The 14991-nt window shown below is 75.3% G+C and carries 16 protein-coding genes; 7 read left to right on the plus strand and 9 right to left on the minus strand.

The annotated features are described in order from the left end of the window. Positions 1-39: 39 nt before the first annotated feature. The 7 genes from KCH_RS06115 to KCH_RS06145 all read right to left on the minus strand — a co-directional run bounded on the left by KCH_RS06115 (position 40) and on the right by KCH_RS06145 (position 7271). Complete coding sequence (locus KCH_RS06115) at positions 40-1218, minus strand: FAD-dependent oxidoreductase (RefSeq protein WP_035859829.1); 1179 nt, start codon at positions 1216-1218, stop codon at positions 40-42. Next, entirely contained in the window at positions 1215-2249 is a 1035-nt protein-coding gene (locus tag KCH_RS06120) for a ketoacyl-ACP synthase III family protein (RefSeq protein WP_035859832.1), read from the minus strand. The genes KCH_RS06115 and KCH_RS06120 overlap by 4 nt, the downstream gene beginning before the upstream one ends. Further along, positions 2249-3685: an MFS transporter gene (locus KCH_RS06125; RefSeq protein WP_063750124.1), complete on the minus strand. Its 1437-nt coding sequence runs from the start codon at positions 3683-3685 to the stop codon at positions 2249-2251. The genes KCH_RS06120 and KCH_RS06125 overlap by 1 nt, the downstream gene beginning before the upstream one ends. Positions 3686-3699: 14 nt before the next feature. Next, positions 3700-4920, minus strand: coding sequence for a serine hydrolase domain-containing protein (locus KCH_RS06130; RefSeq protein ID WP_035859835.1), 1221 nt, complete (start codon positions 4918-4920; stop codon positions 3700-3702). 190 nt (positions 4921-5110) lie between these two features. Further along, positions 5111-5575, minus strand: a complete 465-nt coding sequence (locus KCH_RS06135) for an acyl-CoA thioesterase (protein WP_084223317.1) — start codon at positions 5573-5575, stop codon at positions 5111-5113. A gap of 199 nt (positions 5576-5774) precedes the next feature. Then, positions 5775-6503 (minus strand): HAD family hydrolase, encoded by a 729-nt coding sequence (locus KCH_RS06140; RefSeq protein WP_051652809.1) that lies wholly within the window; start codon positions 6501-6503, stop codon positions 5775-5777. 180 nt (positions 6504-6683) lie between these two features. Then, positions 6684-7271 (minus strand): ScbR family autoregulator-binding transcription factor, encoded by a 588-nt coding sequence (locus KCH_RS06145; protein WP_244305201.1) that lies wholly within the window; start codon positions 7269-7271, stop codon positions 6684-6686. A 262-nt stretch (positions 7272-7533) separates the two neighbouring features. On the opposite strand from KCH_RS06145, the gene KCH_RS06150 reads away from it, so the two are divergent. The 4 genes from KCH_RS06150 (at position 7534) to KCH_RS39255 (ending at position 9715) form a co-directional block, all read left to right on the plus strand. Then, on the plus strand, positions 7534-7800 hold the full coding sequence (locus KCH_RS06150; RefSeq protein WP_035859837.1) for a hypothetical protein: 267 nt from the start codon (positions 7534-7536) through the stop codon (positions 7798-7800). 222 nt (positions 7801-8022) lie between these two features. Next, positions 8023-8574: an AfsA-related hotdog domain-containing protein gene (locus KCH_RS42345; RefSeq protein WP_341865474.1), complete on the plus strand. Its 552-nt coding sequence runs from the start codon at positions 8023-8025 to the stop codon at positions 8572-8574. After that, entirely contained in the window at positions 8571-9308 is a 738-nt protein-coding gene (locus KCH_RS42350) for an acyl-CoA dehydrogenase family protein (RefSeq protein ID WP_051652811.1), read from the plus strand. The genes KCH_RS42345 and KCH_RS42350 overlap by 4 nt, the downstream gene beginning before the upstream one ends. Further along, the gene (locus KCH_RS39255) at positions 9215-9715 is read left to right on the plus strand and encodes an acyl-CoA dehydrogenase family protein (RefSeq protein ID WP_051652812.1); all 501 of its coding nucleotides are present in this window, start codon (positions 9215-9217) and stop codon (positions 9713-9715) included. Before KCH_RS42350 ends, KCH_RS39255 begins: the two co-directional genes overlap by 94 nt. Positions 9716-9722: 7 nt before the next feature. Here the strand turns inward: KCH_RS39255 and KCH_RS06165 are convergent, their stop codons facing one another. After that, positions 9723-10670, minus strand: a complete 948-nt coding sequence (locus KCH_RS06165) for a helix-turn-helix domain-containing protein (RefSeq protein ID WP_035859840.1) — start codon at positions 10668-10670, stop codon at positions 9723-9725. 115 nt (positions 10671-10785) lie between these two features. Between KCH_RS06165 and KCH_RS06170 the strand changes: the two genes are divergently transcribed. From KCH_RS06170 to KCH_RS06180, 3 genes are all read left to right on the plus strand, one after another. Further along, positions 10786-11820 carry a saccharopine dehydrogenase family protein gene (locus KCH_RS06170; RefSeq protein WP_035859844.1) on the plus strand — a complete coding sequence of 345 codons (1035 nt, stop codon included), beginning with the start codon at positions 10786-10788 and terminating at the stop codon, positions 11818-11820. Positions 11821-11988: 168 nt separating this feature from the next. Next, complete coding sequence (locus KCH_RS36975; RefSeq protein WP_084223325.1) at positions 11989-12537, plus strand: TetR/AcrR family transcriptional regulator; 549 nt, start codon at positions 11989-11991, stop codon at positions 12535-12537. Positions 12538-12696: 159 nt separating this feature from the next. After that, positions 12697-13452, plus strand: coding sequence for a patatin-like phospholipase family protein (locus tag KCH_RS06180; protein WP_063750260.1), 756 nt, complete (start codon positions 12697-12699; stop codon positions 13450-13452). A gap of 28 nt (positions 13453-13480) precedes the next feature. On the opposite strand, the gene KCH_RS06185 is transcribed toward KCH_RS06180, so the two are convergent. Beyond that, on the minus strand, positions 13481-14950 hold the full coding sequence (locus KCH_RS06185; RefSeq protein ID WP_051652814.1) for an alpha/beta hydrolase: 1470 nt from the start codon (positions 14948-14950) through the stop codon (positions 13481-13483). Between the last annotated feature and the right edge of the window lie 41 nt (positions 14951-14991).

The raw sequence follows: 14991 nt of genomic DNA on the forward strand, positions 1-14991 counted from the left end.
CTCCGGAGGTTCCTCCCGGGCGGGGCCCGGAGGCGGGGGTCAGACCCGGGCCGGCCGGTGGCCGGGGACGTGCAGCTGGCACATCCGGGCGACCCGCTCCAGGTGGGCCTGCGGGTCGGAGCCGATCGCCGCGTAGCGGCGGTCACGGTCGGCGATGTCGGCCTCGGCGCCGAGCCCGCCGTCCTTCGCGTGCTCGACGGCGGTCGCCATGATCAGGCGGATCGCATTCTGCCGTTCCGTGTCGTAGTCCGGCAGGAAATCTTCTTCCGTGCCGTTCTTCCGTGCCTCGACAATACGCCGGGAAAGGGCTGCCGCGTCAAGCATTCCGGCATTCATTCCCTGACCGCCGGCCGGTGCCATCAGGTGGGCGGAATCGCCCGCGAGGAAGCACCGCCCGGCGCCGAAGCGGTCCGCGACGGCGAAGCGGGTGTCGAAGTCGGCGGTGGCGAGGATCTCCCGGACGACGGGGCGCGCGTGGCGCGGGCCGCGTTCGTCGAGGATGCGCTGGAAGGCCGCCGGGTCGGCGGGTGCGGCGGCGTCCGGCGAGCCGGGCGCCAGCCGGTGGGCGAGCCGGAAGGCGTGGCGGTCGTGCGGGCCGATGGCCAGCCCTCCGCCGGGTGTCCAGCAGTAGCCGGCCTCGTCGCCGGGCAGGCCGTCGACCAGGGCGTCGGCGATCCGGAACCGGACCCTGGGCCCGACGTCCGCCATCGTGATGCCGAGCAGGTCCCGCACGGTACTTGACGCGCCGTCGGCGCCGATCAGGTAGCGGGCGCTGTGCTGGAGGTCGCGGCCGTCGGCGCGGACCCGGACCCGGACCTGGCCGTCGTCCTGTTCGAGGTCGACGACTTCGCCGTCCTCCAGTTCGCCGCCGGCCGCCCGGAACGCCGCCTCCAGGGCGGCCTCGGTGTCGTGCTGGGAGGCTCCGAGGGCGTAGCCGAAGCGGGTGTCGGTCAGCCGGTCGAGCTCGAACCGGGCGATGGGTGTGCCGGAGGAGTAGTAGCCGAGGGCGGTGACCCGTCCGCCGGTGGCGGCGACGGCGTCCAGGGCGCCGGTGTCCGCCAGGATCTCCAGGGCGTGCGGCCAGATCACCGAGGCCCGGGAGTGGCCGCTGAACGGCCGGTGCTTGCGGACGGCGCGCACCCGCAGCCCGGCCCGGGCCAGCAGGCAGCCGGCGGTCAGGCCGGTGGGGCCGGCGCCGACGATCAGGACGTCGATCACGCCGCCTCCAGGACCAGGCAGGACCAGGTGTAGCCGCCGCCGGCGTTGACGACCACGGTCACCTCGCCGGGGTTCAGCTCGCCGCGGGCGTGCGTGTCGGCGATGTTCGCGCCGACGTCGGCGACGCCCAGGTGGGCGCTCTCGCCGCCCTGCCAGCGGAGCTTGTGCTCGCCGAAGAACGGGCCGAGCAGCGGCCGGTAGACCTGGTCGAAGATCTTCCGGCTCAGCCGGGGGACGGTGACGGTGCGGATCCGCTCCTCCGCGCCGGTGAGTCCGGCGTCCTCCAGCGCCCGGCCGACGCACGCCGTGAGCGAGGCGCCGGAGCGGCTGGTGAAGCCCTGGATGCCGTACTGCGTCAGGTAGGCCTTCTTGGCGGCCTTGAGGTCCACGGTGCCGTCGCCGCGCAGGGCGGGGCCGCTGGTGGGGGGAAGGCCGGAGCGGTTCATCTCCTCCAGTTCGGGGGCGGCGGTGGAGGCCACCGAGAGGATCCGGAAGGAGTTGCCGGCGGCGGGCCCGCGCTGCACCAGCAGCGCGGTGCCGGCGTCGCCGTGCACGCAGCCGTAGTTGAGGTTCCACCGGTCGACGCGGGGCGCGAGCATCGCGTCGGAGGCGGTGACGGCGGCGGTCCGGACGCCGGGGTCGGCGAGCATCGAGCGGGTGGCGAGTTCCAGCGCCGCCATCGGGGCGTTGCAGCCCTGCGACAGGTTGACCGGCAGCGCGCCGAGCGCGTCGGTGCGGTGCGCCACGTAGTGCGCGGCGCTCCAGATGTCCCAGCCCTGGTGCCACCAGCCGCAGTGCAGCAGCAGGTCGATCTCCCGGGGGTCGGCGCCGGTCTCCTTGAGGGTCTGCTCCAGCGCGTCGACGGCGAGGTCGGCGGCCGGGCGGTCCTCGTCGTGGACCGGGACCTGCGGGTCGCCCAGCGACTCGTCGGCGTCGTGGAGCAGCCCCTGCTCGACGGCGAGGGACAGCGGGACGCGGGTGGCGGGGTAGGCGGTGGCGCAGCCGTTGAGGTAGAGGCCGTCGATGCGCATCAGGCCTCCTTGTTCTCGCGCCGGCCCTGCAGGTGGTTGCCGAACAGGGTGAACAGGGCGGCGACCACCAGGAAGGCGGCGGCCACCGCGACGAAGCCGGCCCGGGTGCCGCTCGCCGCGCTCACCCCGGCGAAGACCGCGCCGAGCAGGGCGACGCCCAGGGCCAGGGTGGTCTGCTGGGTGGTGGTGACGATGCCGCTGCCGACGCCGATCCGCTCCGGCGGGATCGAGGACAGCACGGTGCGGTAGACGGTCGGCACGAACAGGCCGTTGCCGACGCCGATCAGGAACATGCCGACGATCAGGTGGTAGAAGCGCAGGTGCGGCCACCACACCAGGGCGGGCACGATCAGGCAGACCAGGCCGAGGACCTGGGCGGCGCCGCCGGCCTGCAGGGTGCGCACGCCGATCCGTCCGATCAGCTTGGGGGCGCGCACCGCGGCGAGGAACTGGCCGAGCGCCATCGGCGCCATCGACAGGCCGGACTCGAAGGCGTCCATGCCGTTGCCGCCCTGCAGGGCCAGCGCGAAGACGAAGATGAAGCCGCCGAAGGCGAGGAAGCCGCTGCCGAGGACGAGCAGGCCCCGGCGCATGACGGCCTGCCGCAGCAGGGCCGGCGAGACCAGCGGGGCGGTGCCGCCGTCCTCCACGCCCTTCTCGTAGCGCCACAGCACCACGCCGGCGACGGCGGCCAGCACCAGCAGCGCCCAGCACCACAGCGGCCAGTGCGACTGCCGGCCCATGCTGAGCGGGATCAGCAGCGCCAGCACGAACGCGCCGAACAGGGCGGTGCCGCCGAGGTCCGCGCCCTGGCGCTGCTGGGCCCTGGTCTCGGGCACCCAGCGGCGGGTGCCGAGCACGGCGAGGACGCCCAGCGGCACGTTGACCAGGAAGATCGGCCGCCAGCCCAGGCCGGCGATGTCGGCCCAGACGAACAGGCCGCCGAGCAGTTGCCCGACCGCGGCCGACAGGCCGCCGACCGCGCCGTAGTGGCTGACCGCCCGGGTCCTGGCGGGTTCGACCAGCGCGGCCTGGATGGTGGACAGCACCTGCGGCAGCAGCAGCGCCGCGGCCGCGCCCTGCACGACGCGGGCGGCGATCAGGGTGCCGATGTTCGGAGCGAGGCCGCAGGCCGCGGAGGCGAGGGTGAACGCCGTGATGCCGATCTGGATCAGCCGGCGGCGCCCGAAGCGGTCGCCGAAGCGGCCGCCGAGGACCAGCAGCACGGCGTAGGTGATGCCGTAGCAGCTGACCACGAACTGCGAGGTGGACGCGGAGACCTCGAAGGAGTCCTGGATGGACGGCAGGGCCACGTTGACGATGAACGCGTCGACGGTGGTCAGGGCGGCGGCGACCAGCAGTGTCGCCTGTCCGAATCCGCTGAAGCCCTCCGTCGCGGGCGCCGCGGGGGGCGCCTTGGCGGTCACGGTGGTCATGGGGCGGTTTCCTTTCACCGGTAGGACTGGTAGACGAACTGGCGCAGCCGGTTCGCGATCGGCAGGGTCCGCGACGGGAAGAGCTGCGGCACGATCACCGCGGTCACGCCCGTCGAGGGGTCGACGAAGAAGTTGGTGCTGCTCGCCGAGAGCCAGCCGTACTCGCCCTCGCGGGTCAGCCAGTGGCTCTGGTGCGGGGTCTTGACGGTCATGAAGCCCAGGCCGAAGCCGACGGAGGTCATCAGCTCGTTGATCGCGGGGACGGGCCAGTAGCCGTAGCCGGAGCCGAGGACGGTGTCGCCGGGCAGGTGGTTGGAGCGCATCGAGGCGACGGTCATCGGCGACAGCAGGTGGTCGTCGGTGCCGGCGATGCGGCCGTCGGCGGCGAGCATGCCGAGGAACGCGGTGTAGTCCTCGGCGGTGGTGTAGATGCCGCCGCCGCCGGAGAGGAACAGCGGCGCCTTGGTGTCGACCGGCAGGCCGAGCGGCGCGAGGCCGCCCTCCGGGCCGGGGGTGTAGATCTCGGCGTAGCGGTGGGCCTCGGACTCGGCGACGTGGAAGCCGGTGTCGCGCAGGCCGAGCGGCTCGAACAGGGCCTCGGCGAGGTAGGCGTCCAGGCTGCGGCCGGAGACCACCTCGATGACGCGGCCCAGCACGTCGGTGCTGACGCCGTAGTTCCAGGCGGTGCCGGGCTGGAAGCGCAGCGGGAACGAGCCCCAGGCCTCGGTGGCGGCCTTCAGGTCGGTCTCCGGCGGCACGCCGAGCGCGTAGCCGGCGCCGGAGTACAGCGAGTCCACCGCGTGGGACTGGTGGGAGCCGTAGCCGAGGCCGGAGGTGTGGGTGAGCAGGTGCCAGATCCGCATCGGCTCGACCAGGCCCTCGGTGATCGGCGCCTCCGCCAGGCCCGTCCGGTAGACCCGCATCCGGTCGAAGCCCGGCAGGTAGTCGGCGACCGGGTCGTTCAGCGCGACCAGGCCCTTCTCGACCAGCGTCATGAACGCGACCGAGGTCATCGCCTTGCTCAGCGACCAGGCCCGGAACACGCTGTCGGTCTTCATCGGGCTGCCCTTGGCGATGTCCGCCATCCCGCCGGACGCCGCGTACTTCACCTCCCCGCGCTGGGCGACCACGCACGTCCAGCCGGGCAACCGGCCTTCCTCGACCTGGCGGTCGAAATACACACCGAGGGCGGACAAGCGATCCGCGTCGAGCTGCACCGAGAACACTCCTGCCATGAGAGAAGAGAAGAAATTTGACGGGCCACGGTCAATCAAGTGGCGACGGCTCCGCTCCGGGCCCGCGACCGCGCCGACCGGGCCACCCCCGCAGGCCCGGTGACCCGCACCTGCCGGGGGCCCCGCGCCGACCGGCGGACCGGACAGCCGCCGCGCGGACGATCCGCGCGACCGTGGGGGGACGGGGGACTTACAGACGGGCGCCGCTCGACCGGCCCAGGTGCTCGCGCAGCCTCGGACCGATGCTGCGGCACTCCTGGGACTCGAGGTCGAACACGACCATCCGGCTCACCGCCTTCACGCTGACCTGCTTCCGGTCGTCGAGGATCCGGAAGTTGAACTCGAAGCTCGACCGCCGGATGTTCGACGTCCACAGCTCGACCGAGACCGGCTCCACCGAGTACCGCAGCGGCCGCAGGTACCCGATCTCGTGCGAGGCCACCACCGCGGCCTCACCCTCGAAGACCCCGCCGGCGAGCAGCCACCGGACCCGGGCCTCCTCGATGATCCGCACGATCTCGCAGTTGTTGACGTGCCCGTAGGAGTCCACGTCGCCCCAGCGCAGCGATATCTCGACGGACGACGGCCCCTCCCCCCGCAGCGGGGAGTCGGAGCGTTCCGGGCGTTCCAGAGTTACGGATGAGGACCTGCTCATCGAATCCAACCTCGTCTCAGCGTGGACGTCTGCACTCGACCGCCCGAAGAAGATTCCTACGGGTAGGAATTCTCCCGAGAGCGGGGTTCACCGCGATGATCCGATCGTGCCACAGGCAACATACCTTTGGGAAGGTATTTTCTTCGGAGCCCGTTCGAGTGCCTGTCCTTCGACACCCGATCAGGGTTGTCCGCGCAGGTCAGAGCCACGCGCCGGAAGCGGAGACGAACATCCGACTGAGCACGGGGCGCTCGGCCGGAGCCGGCGCCCCGGGCAGCAGCCGGGCCCCGGGCAGGCGGGCGGCCAGCTGCGGGGCGCCGACCAGGACGGGGTGCCCGACCTCGGCGAGCATCGGCAGGTCGGACACGTGGTCGCCGTACGCGTAGCAGCGCGCCGGATCGACGTGCGGCAGGGCGCGCAGCACCCCCCGCACCAGCCTGCGCTTCTCCTCGCCGATCACCGGAGCGCCCGCCAGCCCGCCGGTGAACACCCCGCCGCGCACCTCCGGGCGGCTGCACAGCACGGCCGCCCCGACGTGCCGGGCGAGCGGCTTGACGATCGCCGCGAACGAGCCGGACACCAGCACGATCCGGTCGCCGGCCGCCCGGTGCGCGGCCAGCGCCTCGCGGACCGACGCGATCCAGAAGCCGTCCTCGCGCGCCCGCTCCGCGAACCAGGCACGGCCCGACTCCCCCACCGCCGCGGCCGGTTCGCCGACCCACGCCCGGTAGTACGTCCGGTTCGCGCGCTCCCGCGGCACCCCGGAGGCGACCGCCGCCGCCAGGTCCGCGCGCACCGCGCGGGCCCGGCGCAGCCCGGCCGGCCCGTAGCGGCGCCCGAGGTGGAAGTCGAGGAAGTCGAACATGCTCTTGCAGTCGATCAGCGTCTCGTCGACGTCGCTGAACACCAGGCGCGCGGCCACTGACACCACCAGCTCCTCGAAGACCTGGCCCGCCCCGAGCGGGCGGGCCGAACCGGGCCCGCCCGGAGCGCGCCGGGCAGGCCGAACCGCCGCCCGGCGGGCCCGGTCCGGGCCCGCGCCCCGGCCCCGGCGGGCGGGCGGCCGGGGAGGGCGGCTGTCACCCCCTCCGCGGAGGGGGTTCGCGGGTCAGCCGTTGCCCGGGCCGCGCGGCTTGGCGCGCAGGGCCGGGAACAGCAGGTCCCGCACCTCCCTCCAGCGTTCGGCGAAGTCCGCCCGGTCGTAGAGGTTGTTGGAGATGTGCTGCGCGCCGAAGAAGGCGGCGACCGCGACCCGGGCGGCGACCTCCGGGTCCACGTCCTCGGCCAGCTGCCCCTGGGCGGCGGCCTCGCGCAGCAGCGAGGAGATCAGCGTCGTCCAGTCCACGTACGGCAGCGGGAGTTCGACGTCGATGACGTCGCGCTCGTTCTGCAGGCGGGTGCCGGCCTGCATGATCGGGTCGTTCAGGAAGGCGGAGGTCGCCTCGTTGAACATCTCGATCACGGTGTCCAGCGGGGACAGGCCCTTGGCCCGGACCGCCTCCAGCGTGCGGGGCCAGGTCGCGTAGAGCGCCTCGACCACCGCGACCGCCAGGGCCTGCTTGTTGGGGAAGTGGAAGTAGACGGCGCCCTTGGTCATCCCCACCTGCTCGGCGACGTCCTTGATGCCGGTCTGCTGGTAGCCCCGCTCCGCGAAGAGCCGCGCCGCGCAGCGCAGGATCTCCGCGCGGGTCCGCACCGCCCGGTCCTGCCGCAAGTCGGGCCCCTGCGGCACCGCGGACGCTCCGGTCCTGGCCGTCGACCACAGCGGTGGGGTCGCGTCAGCCTGTCTCTGAGTCACAGCTCACTGATCCTTCCTTACGTTCGATTCCCCCTAGCAATATACCTTCCCAGAGGTATATTTTCTCATCGTGCTCAAACGGCCGCCCGGCCAGGCCCCTCCGAGGGCTTCCGAGGCGTCGGCGGCCACCGCTCGGTACGGCCCGAATGGGGAGATCGGAATGACCACCAGCACCGTCGCACCGCCGCACCACATACCCGCCCAGCCCGTCCGCGGGCTCTCCTTCTCGTCGCTCATGTCGCCCGACGCCGTCCACAAGAGTGCCGCCGGGGAGGTCTTCCTCACCGACGCGGTCCGCCTGGCCGAGGACCACGTCGCGGTCGCCGCCCGCTGGCACCGCGACCGCTTCCTCCCCGCCCCCGGCGCCCCCTCCGCCGCCGGCCCGCCGACCCGCTGCTGGTGGTGGAAACCGTCCGACAGAGCCTGATCCACCTGTCGCACCAGGTCTACGGCGCCCCCGCAACCACCCGTTCGTGCTCAACGCCCTCGAACTGGAACTGGCCACCGGGGCCCCCGCCGCCCCCGCCCCGCGCCCGGTGCTGCTCGACATCACCTGCACCCGCAACGCCCGCACGCCCCGCCGCCAGGGCCTGACCCTCGACGCGGCCGTGCTCGCCGACGGCGCCGCCCTCGCCCGCGTCCGGATGCGCTGGGAGATCCTCGACCCGCGCCTCTACGCGCTCGCCCGCACCCGCGCCCGCCAGGACGCCCTGGCCGCCGCCGCCACCCCGAGGCGCTCGCCCCCCGCCGGCTCGCAGCCCACGAGGCCGGCTGCGCCCGGCAGCGCGACGTGCTGCTCGCCCGCACCCCCGAGGACGCCCCCGGCGCCTTCCGCCTCGACGTCGACACCACCCACCCGGTGCTGTACGACCACCCGTGCGACCACACCCCCGGCATGGTGCTGCTGGAGGCGTTCCTGCAGGCCGCCACCGCCGCGGCCCCGTCCGGCGCTGCGGCCCGGGCCGGCCTGACCCGGCTGGCCGCGACCTTCAACGCCTTCGGCGAGCCGGACGCCCCCGTCCTGCTCACCGCGCAGCCGGGCGCCACCGCCGCCGGCCTGCACGCCACCCGGCTCACCGCCGCCCAGGGCCCCACCACCCTCGCCACGGCCCAGCTCACCCACCTCCCCCGCCTCCCCCACGTCCCCGCCGCGCGCCGGAGCGCCCCGCGCCCGACCGTCCCGTTCCAGGTGGCCCCGTGAACCGCGTCGACACCCTGCTGCCCGCCCCGGCCGACGCCGCGCCGCGGTTGCCGGCCGCGGCCTCCACCGCCACCGGCTTCGACGAGGCCGCGGTGCGGAACATCGCCCGGATCGCCCGCAGCGAGCACCTCGCCACCGACCGCCGGCGCCGCATCAGCGCCCGCGCCGCGACGGCCGTCGTCCGGGCCGGCTTCGCCCGGCACTTCGTCCCCCGGCACCTCGGCGGCAGCGCCGGCTCCTTCTCCGCCCTGCTGGACGCCGCCACCGAACTCGGGCGGACCTGCCTGTCCACCGCCTGGTGCGCCACCCTCTACGCCGCGCACGGACGACTCGCCTCCTACCTGCCCGAACCGGGGCGGCAGCAGCTGTGGGCCGACGGCCCCGACACCCTGATCGCCACCTCGATCGCCCCGCAGGGAACGGCCGTCGAGGAGGACGGCGGCTGGCGCCTGCACGGCCGGTGGAACACCGCCAGCGGCGTCACCCACGCGCGGTGGATCCTGCTCGGCGCCCTCGTCCCCGGCCCGGCGGGCCCGAGCACCGCGTCTTCGCCGTCCCGCGCGCCCACTGGACGATCCTCGACAGCTGGCACACCCTCGGCATGCGCGGCACCGGCAGCCACAGCGTCCAGCTGGCGCCCGTGCACGTCCCCCGGCACCTCACCTTCGCCTTCGAGCGGCTGGAGCGGCCGCTGGAGGACGGCGCCGCCCCGTGCCACCGCGTCCCCTCGCTGATGGTCGGCGCCCCGATGTTCGCGATGCCGATCGTCGGAGCGGCGCAGGGCGCGCTCGACGCCTGGCGGGCCGCCGCTCCCCCGCACCCGGACACCGAGCGCCTGCTGGCCGAGAGCTCCGCCCGGATCGACGCCGCCCGGCTGCTCCTCGAACGCGCCGCCCGCACCGCCGACCGGACCGCGCCCACCCCGCTGCTCACCGCGCGCGGCCGCCGCGACGCGGCCACCGCCGCCGCCTGGTCCGTGGCCACCGCCGACGGGCTGTTCCACGCGTCCGGCGCCCGCGTGCACCATCCGCACGACCCGCTCCAGCGGCACTGGCGGGACATCACCACCGCCGCCACCCACCACGCGCTCAACGCCCGGGCCGCCGCTGCCGCGTACGCCGAGGCGCTCGCCCCGTCCTGACCGGGCCTCAGGTCCGGAAGGTGCGGCGGTAGGCGTCCGGCGGGACGCCGAGGGTGCGGTGGAAGTGCCGGCGCAGCGTGGTCGCCGTGCCCAGCCCGGAGGCCTCGGCGACGGCCTCGATGCTGTCGTCGGTGGACTCCAGCAGCTCCTGGGCGCGGCGGATCCGCTGGGTCAGCAGCCACTGCAGCGGGGTGGTGCCGGTCACCGCGCGGAACTGGCGGCCGAGGTGACGCGAACTCAGGTTGGCGCGGCGGGCCAGGTCCTCGACGGTGAGCGGCCGGTCCAGCCGGCGCATCACCCACGGGAGCAGCTCGGCCAGCGGGTGACCGTCCTGCTCGGGCACCGGCGTGACGACGAACTGGGCCTGCCCGCCGGCCCGGTGGGGCGGGACGACCAGCCGCCGGGCGGCCACGTTGGCGACCGCCGCGCCGTGGTCGCGGCGGACCAGGTGCAGGCACAGGTCCATCGCCGCGCTCTTGCCGGCGGAGGTGAGCACGCTGCCGTTGTCGACGTAGAGCACGTCCGGGTCGACCTCGACCAGCGGGTGGCGGGCGGCCAGTTCCCCGGTGTGCGCCCAGTGCGTGGTGGCGCGCAGCCCGTCCAGCAGGCCGGCGGCGGCGAGCACGAACGCGCCCGTGCACAGCGAGACCACCCGCGCGCCCGCCCGGTGGGCCGCGCGCACCGCCTCGACCAGGTCGGCCGGCGGGTCCCGGTCGATGTCGGCCAGGGCCGGGACGATCACGGTGCCGGCCTCGGCGAGCCGGTCGAGCCCGCAGTCCGGCTCCAGCAGGAAGCGGCCGACCCGGACGGCGTGCGGGCCGCACACCCTCACCTGGTACCAGGGGACCGTCACGGCGGCCGGGGCCGAGCCGAACACCTCGTACGCCAGGGCGAGTTCGAGGTGCAGCATGCCGTCCGTGGCGGCGATCGCGACGGAGCGCGGCGCGGAATCCATGTCGGGAATTGTACGGGTCGTGTCGTTCCGGACACTGGGCGGCGGCTCCCGGAGCGGACAGGATCGTTCCCGGCCGAGCACCTCGGCCGGGTCGTCGAGCACGCGGGAGCAGGCAATGGATTCGGGACGGGTCGTGGCGGTCTACGGGGCCTCCGGGCACACCGGCCGGTTCGTGGTGGCGGAGCTGCACGAGCGCGGGTACGTCCCGCTGCTGGTCGGCCGCGACGCGGACCGGCTGGCGGCGCTGGCGCAGGCCGGGCCGGGCTTCGAGGCGCGGCGGGCGGCGGTCGACGACCCGGCCGCGCTGGACCGGGCGCTGCGCGGCGCGGCCGCCGTGGTCAACTGCGCCGGGCCGTTCGCCGACACGGCCGCCCCGCTGGTGGAGGCGGCGCTGCGCGCGGGCGTCCCGTACGTGGACGTGGCGGCCGAGATCGAGGCGAACCTCGACACCTTCGCGCGGTTCGGGCCGCGGGCCCGGGCCGCGGGCGTTCCGGTGGTCCCGGCGATGGCGTTCTTCGGCGCGCTCGGCGACCTGCTGGTCACCGCGGCGATGGCCGAGTGGACCTCGGCGGACGAGGCGCACGTCGCCTACGGCCTGAGCAGCTGGCACCCGACGGCCGGCACGCTCGCGGCGGGCGCGGTGTCGGGGCGGCGGCGGGGCGGGCGCCGGGTCCGGTTCACCGGCGGCGGGCTGGCGTACCACCAGGATCCGCTGCCGACCCTGGTGTGGCCGTTCCCGGCCCCGCTGGGCCCGCAGCCGGTCCTCGGCGAGTTCGCCATGGCCGACGTGGTGACCGTCCCCAGCCACCTGGACGTCCCCGAGGTGCGCTCGTACATGACCGTGAAGGCCGCCGCGGACCTGGCGGCGCCCGCCCCGGCCCCGCCGGCCGCCGTCGACGGGCGCGGCCGCTCCGCGCAGACCTTCGTGGTGGACGTCCTGGTCCGCTCCGGCGGCGCCGAGCGCCGCGCGGTCGCCGCCGGGCAGGACATCTACGCGGTCAGCGCGCCGCTCGCGGTGGAGGCCGTCGACCGCCTGCTCACCGGCCGGGCCAGGACGGCCGGCGTGGCCTCCGCGGGCGCGATGTTCGACGCCCCGGACTTCCTGCGCGCGCTGTCCGGGCACCTCGCCCTGGGCGCCCCGCTCGGCTGACCGCCGTGCCGGGGGCGGCCGTCCGACGCCGGACGCGCCGCCCCGCGCCGGCCGTGCGCCCCGCGGTACCCCAGAAGCACCTGTCGCTGCCCTTGCGCCAATAACATACCTATTGGAAGGTATGTTATCTGTCACCCGACGGCAGAGGAGTGCGAGGTTGCTTCAGCGGTGAAACAGACACGGGCACAACGGACCCACGAACGCGTGCTGGACGCCGCCGCGCACGAATTCGCCCTCCACGGCTACCAGTCGGCCAAACTCCACGACGTCATCACCCGCACGGGCATGACCAAGGGCGCCCTCTACGCGCACTTCCCGTCCAAGCACCACCTGGCCACCGCCCTGGTCGACGACACCGCCGCGCACTGGCAGCAGCCGCCCGCGCCGGCGGCCCTCACCCACCTGCTGCACGACCTGGTCACCCGCCTGCACACCGACCCGCGGTTCCGGGCGGCGCTGCGCCTCACCGTCGACCCGGACTGGACGCCCGACCGGCCGCCGGTGCTGTACCACCGCCTCCACCACCACCTCACCACCGCGATCCGGGCCGGCCACCCCGCCACCCCGCGCCCGCCGCACACCCACGCCCACCTGATCCTCGCCGTCCTGCACGGCACCACCCGGCTCTCCCCCGCGCCCGCCCCGCACCACATCCACCACACCACCCGCATCCTGCACGCCACCCTCCACACCACCCGCCCGCCCGCACCGGACTGACGGACCGTCAGCTGCCCGCGCCGGCGAACGACTCCGGCCGCCCGTTCGTCGGAGGGGTGTGATCACCGCTGTGACCGCCACAGCGAGGAAGGGGGAACGGTGCACTCACCGGACTGCGCGCTCGTACTCGGCCCGGGCGGGCCCGTCGGAACCGCCTGGATGGCCGGTCTCGCCCACGGCCTGCGCGGCCTCGGCGTCGACCTGACCGCCGCGGACCTGGTGGTCGGCACCTCGGCCGGCGCGATCGTGGGCGCCGCGCTGGCCACCGGCCGGGACCTCGCGCTCCTCGCCGAGCCGGGCGGTGCCGACGGCTCCGCGCCGCCGCCGCCCGACCGGCGCCTGATGGGCGAGGTCTTCGCGGTGCTCGGCGCCGGCCTGCCGCCGGAGGAGGCCCGCGCCCGGGTCGGACGGATCGCCCTCGGCGCGGCCGACCCGGACGCCGAACGGGCGCTGGTCGCCGCCCGGCGCCGGCTCGTCGGCACCGACGCCTGGCCGGCCGGCCGCCGCCTGCTCGTCCCCGCCGTGGCGGCGGAGACCGGCGAGAGCGTCGTCCGGGACGGCGACAGCGGCGTCCCGCTGGCCACCGCCGTCGCGGCCTCCAGCGCCTTCCCCGGCGCGGCGCCGCCCGTCACGGTCGGCGCGCTCCACTACGTCGACGGCGCGCTGCGCTCCGGCGCCAACCTGGACCTGGCGGCGGGCGCCCGCACCGTGCTCCTCCTGGACCCGATGGCCCGTCAGGCCGCCGACGCACCGGCCGCCGCCGACGGGCAGACCCTGCTGACGCTGTTCCCCGACGAGGCCGCGGCGGCCATCTTCGGCCCGGACCCGACCGACCTCTCCGGCTGGGCCGCCACCTTCCGGGCGGGCCGTCACCAGGCCGCGGCGGTACGGGAGCAGGTCGCCGCGCTCCGGTGAACCGAGGGGCGCCCCGGCCGGCCGCGCCTCAGGAAGCGCCGCAGGTCAGGTCCGCGGCGGGCAGCCGGCCCGTGGTCAGGTAGCGCGTCACGCCGGCGTCCGCGCAGGACGGGCCGGCCACCACCACGCCGTGGCCCTCGCCGCCGGCGACGGTGACCATCCGCGCGCCGTGCATCGCGCGGCGCATGCCCTGCGCCATGGCGAGGGTCGCCTGCGGATCCCACTCGTTCTGCACGATCAGCGCCCCGACGTCGTTGTTCACGGCGGTGGCCGGCTCGCGGGCCGCCGGCTTCCAGAACGCGCACGGCTGGACGGTGGCCCCGAGGTCGCCGGCCAGCGGGTAGCGGGCCCGGTCGCGGACGGCGTCCCGGCGGTACTGCTCGGGGTCGCGCGGCCAGCTGCGGGAGTCCCCGCAGAAGACGGCCCAGGTGACGGCCGCCGCGTTGTCCGACACCTCGCCCGCCGGCAACGCGGGCGCGGCCGGCCCGCCCGCAGCCGCGGCCCGCAGCGCGACGATCCAGGGCGTGACGGCCTCCGGGTGGACGAACGCGCCGTACCCGGACCGGATCGCATCGCCGTCGAGCGGCCCGCCGTCGGTCGGCACGGGCGTGGCGTCGGCGTGCGCGATCAGCTCCCAGTACGCCCGACGGACCTCGGCCGCGGTGGCGCCCAGGCCGTACCCGGCGTCGCGGGCGGCGGCCCACTCCGTCCAGCGGGTGAAGGCGAGTTCGGCCGCCGGCGCCCAGCCCCGGAAGCTCCCCCGCCAGGCCAGCGCCGGGTCGAGCGCGCTGTCGAGCACGAACCGGTCCGCGCGCTGCGGGAACAGCTGCGTGTAGACGGCACCCAGGTACGTGCCGTACGAGTAGCCGAAGTAGGAGATCCTCCGCTCCCCCAGCACCGCCCGCAGGACGTCCATGTCCCGCGCCGTGTTGCGGGTGGTGAGGTGCGGCAGCACGTCCCCCGCCTTCTCCCGGCACTTGTCGGCGACCGACCGGGCCCGGGCCGTGTCCGCCGCGAAGGTGCTGTCCCGGTACGGGTGGTGGACGGTCCGCTCGTCGGCCGTCAGCCCGCAGCCGACCGGGGAGCTCCGGCCGACGCCGCGCGGGTCGAACCCGATCAGGTCGAACCGGTCCCGCACCTCGGCCGGCAGCAGCGGCTCCATCTCCACCGGCATCGTCAGCCCCTGGACGCCCGGGCCGCCGGGGTTCATCAGCATCACCCCGTGCCGCTTCGCCGCGCTGCCCGCCCGGACCCGCGACACGGCGAGCTCGATGCTCCGGCCGGCCGGGTCCGCGTAGTCCAGCGGAACCCGCACCTTCGCGCACTCGAACCCCGCCGGACCGCCCGCCTCGCAGCGCTCCCAGCGCAGTTCCTGCTGCGCGTACCGCCGCAGCGGATCCCCCGCGGCGAACGCCGCCACCGGGGCGAGCGCCGCCAGCGCGGCCGTCACCGCCCCCACCGTCAGCACGGACCTCGTCCGCCGGTACCGCACCAGCATGCCGCTCCCCTTTGCTTCGAACCGGCCTCTCGCCGTGCCTC

The organism is Kitasatospora cheerisanensis KCTC 2395 (genome assembly GCF_000696185.1).
Lineage (GTDB): Bacteria > Actinomycetota > Actinomycetes > Streptomycetales > Streptomycetaceae > Kitasatospora > Kitasatospora cheerisanensis.

Coding starts and splice junctions, on each gene's coding strand:
- KCH_RS06120 (WP_035859832.1), bottom strand. CDS start 2,249: ATGCGCATCGACGGCCTCTACCTCAACGGCTGCGCCACCGCCTACCCC.
- KCH_RS06125 (WP_063750124.1), bottom strand. CDS start 3,685: ATGACCACCGTGACCGCCAAGGCGCCCCCCGCGGCGCCCGCGACGGAG.
- KCH_RS06130 (WP_035859835.1), bottom strand. CDS start 4,920: ATGGCAGGAGTGTTCTCGGTGCAGCTCGACGCGGATCGCTTGTCCGCC.
- KCH_RS06135 (WP_084223317.1), bottom strand. CDS start 5,575: ATGAGCAGGTCCTCATCCGTAACTCTGGAACGCCCGGAACGCTCCGAC.
- KCH_RS06150 (WP_035859837.1), top strand. CDS start 7,534: ATGACCACCAGCACCGTCGCACCGCCGCACCACATACCCGCCCAGCCC.
- KCH_RS06165 (WP_035859840.1), bottom strand. CDS start 10,670: ATGGATTCCGCGCCGCGCTCCGTCGCGATCGCCGCCACGGACGGCATG.
- KCH_RS06170 (WP_035859844.1), top strand. CDS start 10,786: ATGGATTCGGGACGGGTCGTGGCGGTCTACGGGGCCTCCGGGCACACC.
- KCH_RS06180 (WP_063750260.1), top strand. CDS start 12,697: ATGGCCGGTCTCGCCCACGGCCTGCGCGGCCTCGGCGTCGACCTGACC.
- KCH_RS06185 (WP_051652814.1), bottom strand. CDS start 14,950: ATGCTGGTGCGGTACCGGCGGACGAGGTCCGTGCTGACGGTGGGGGCG.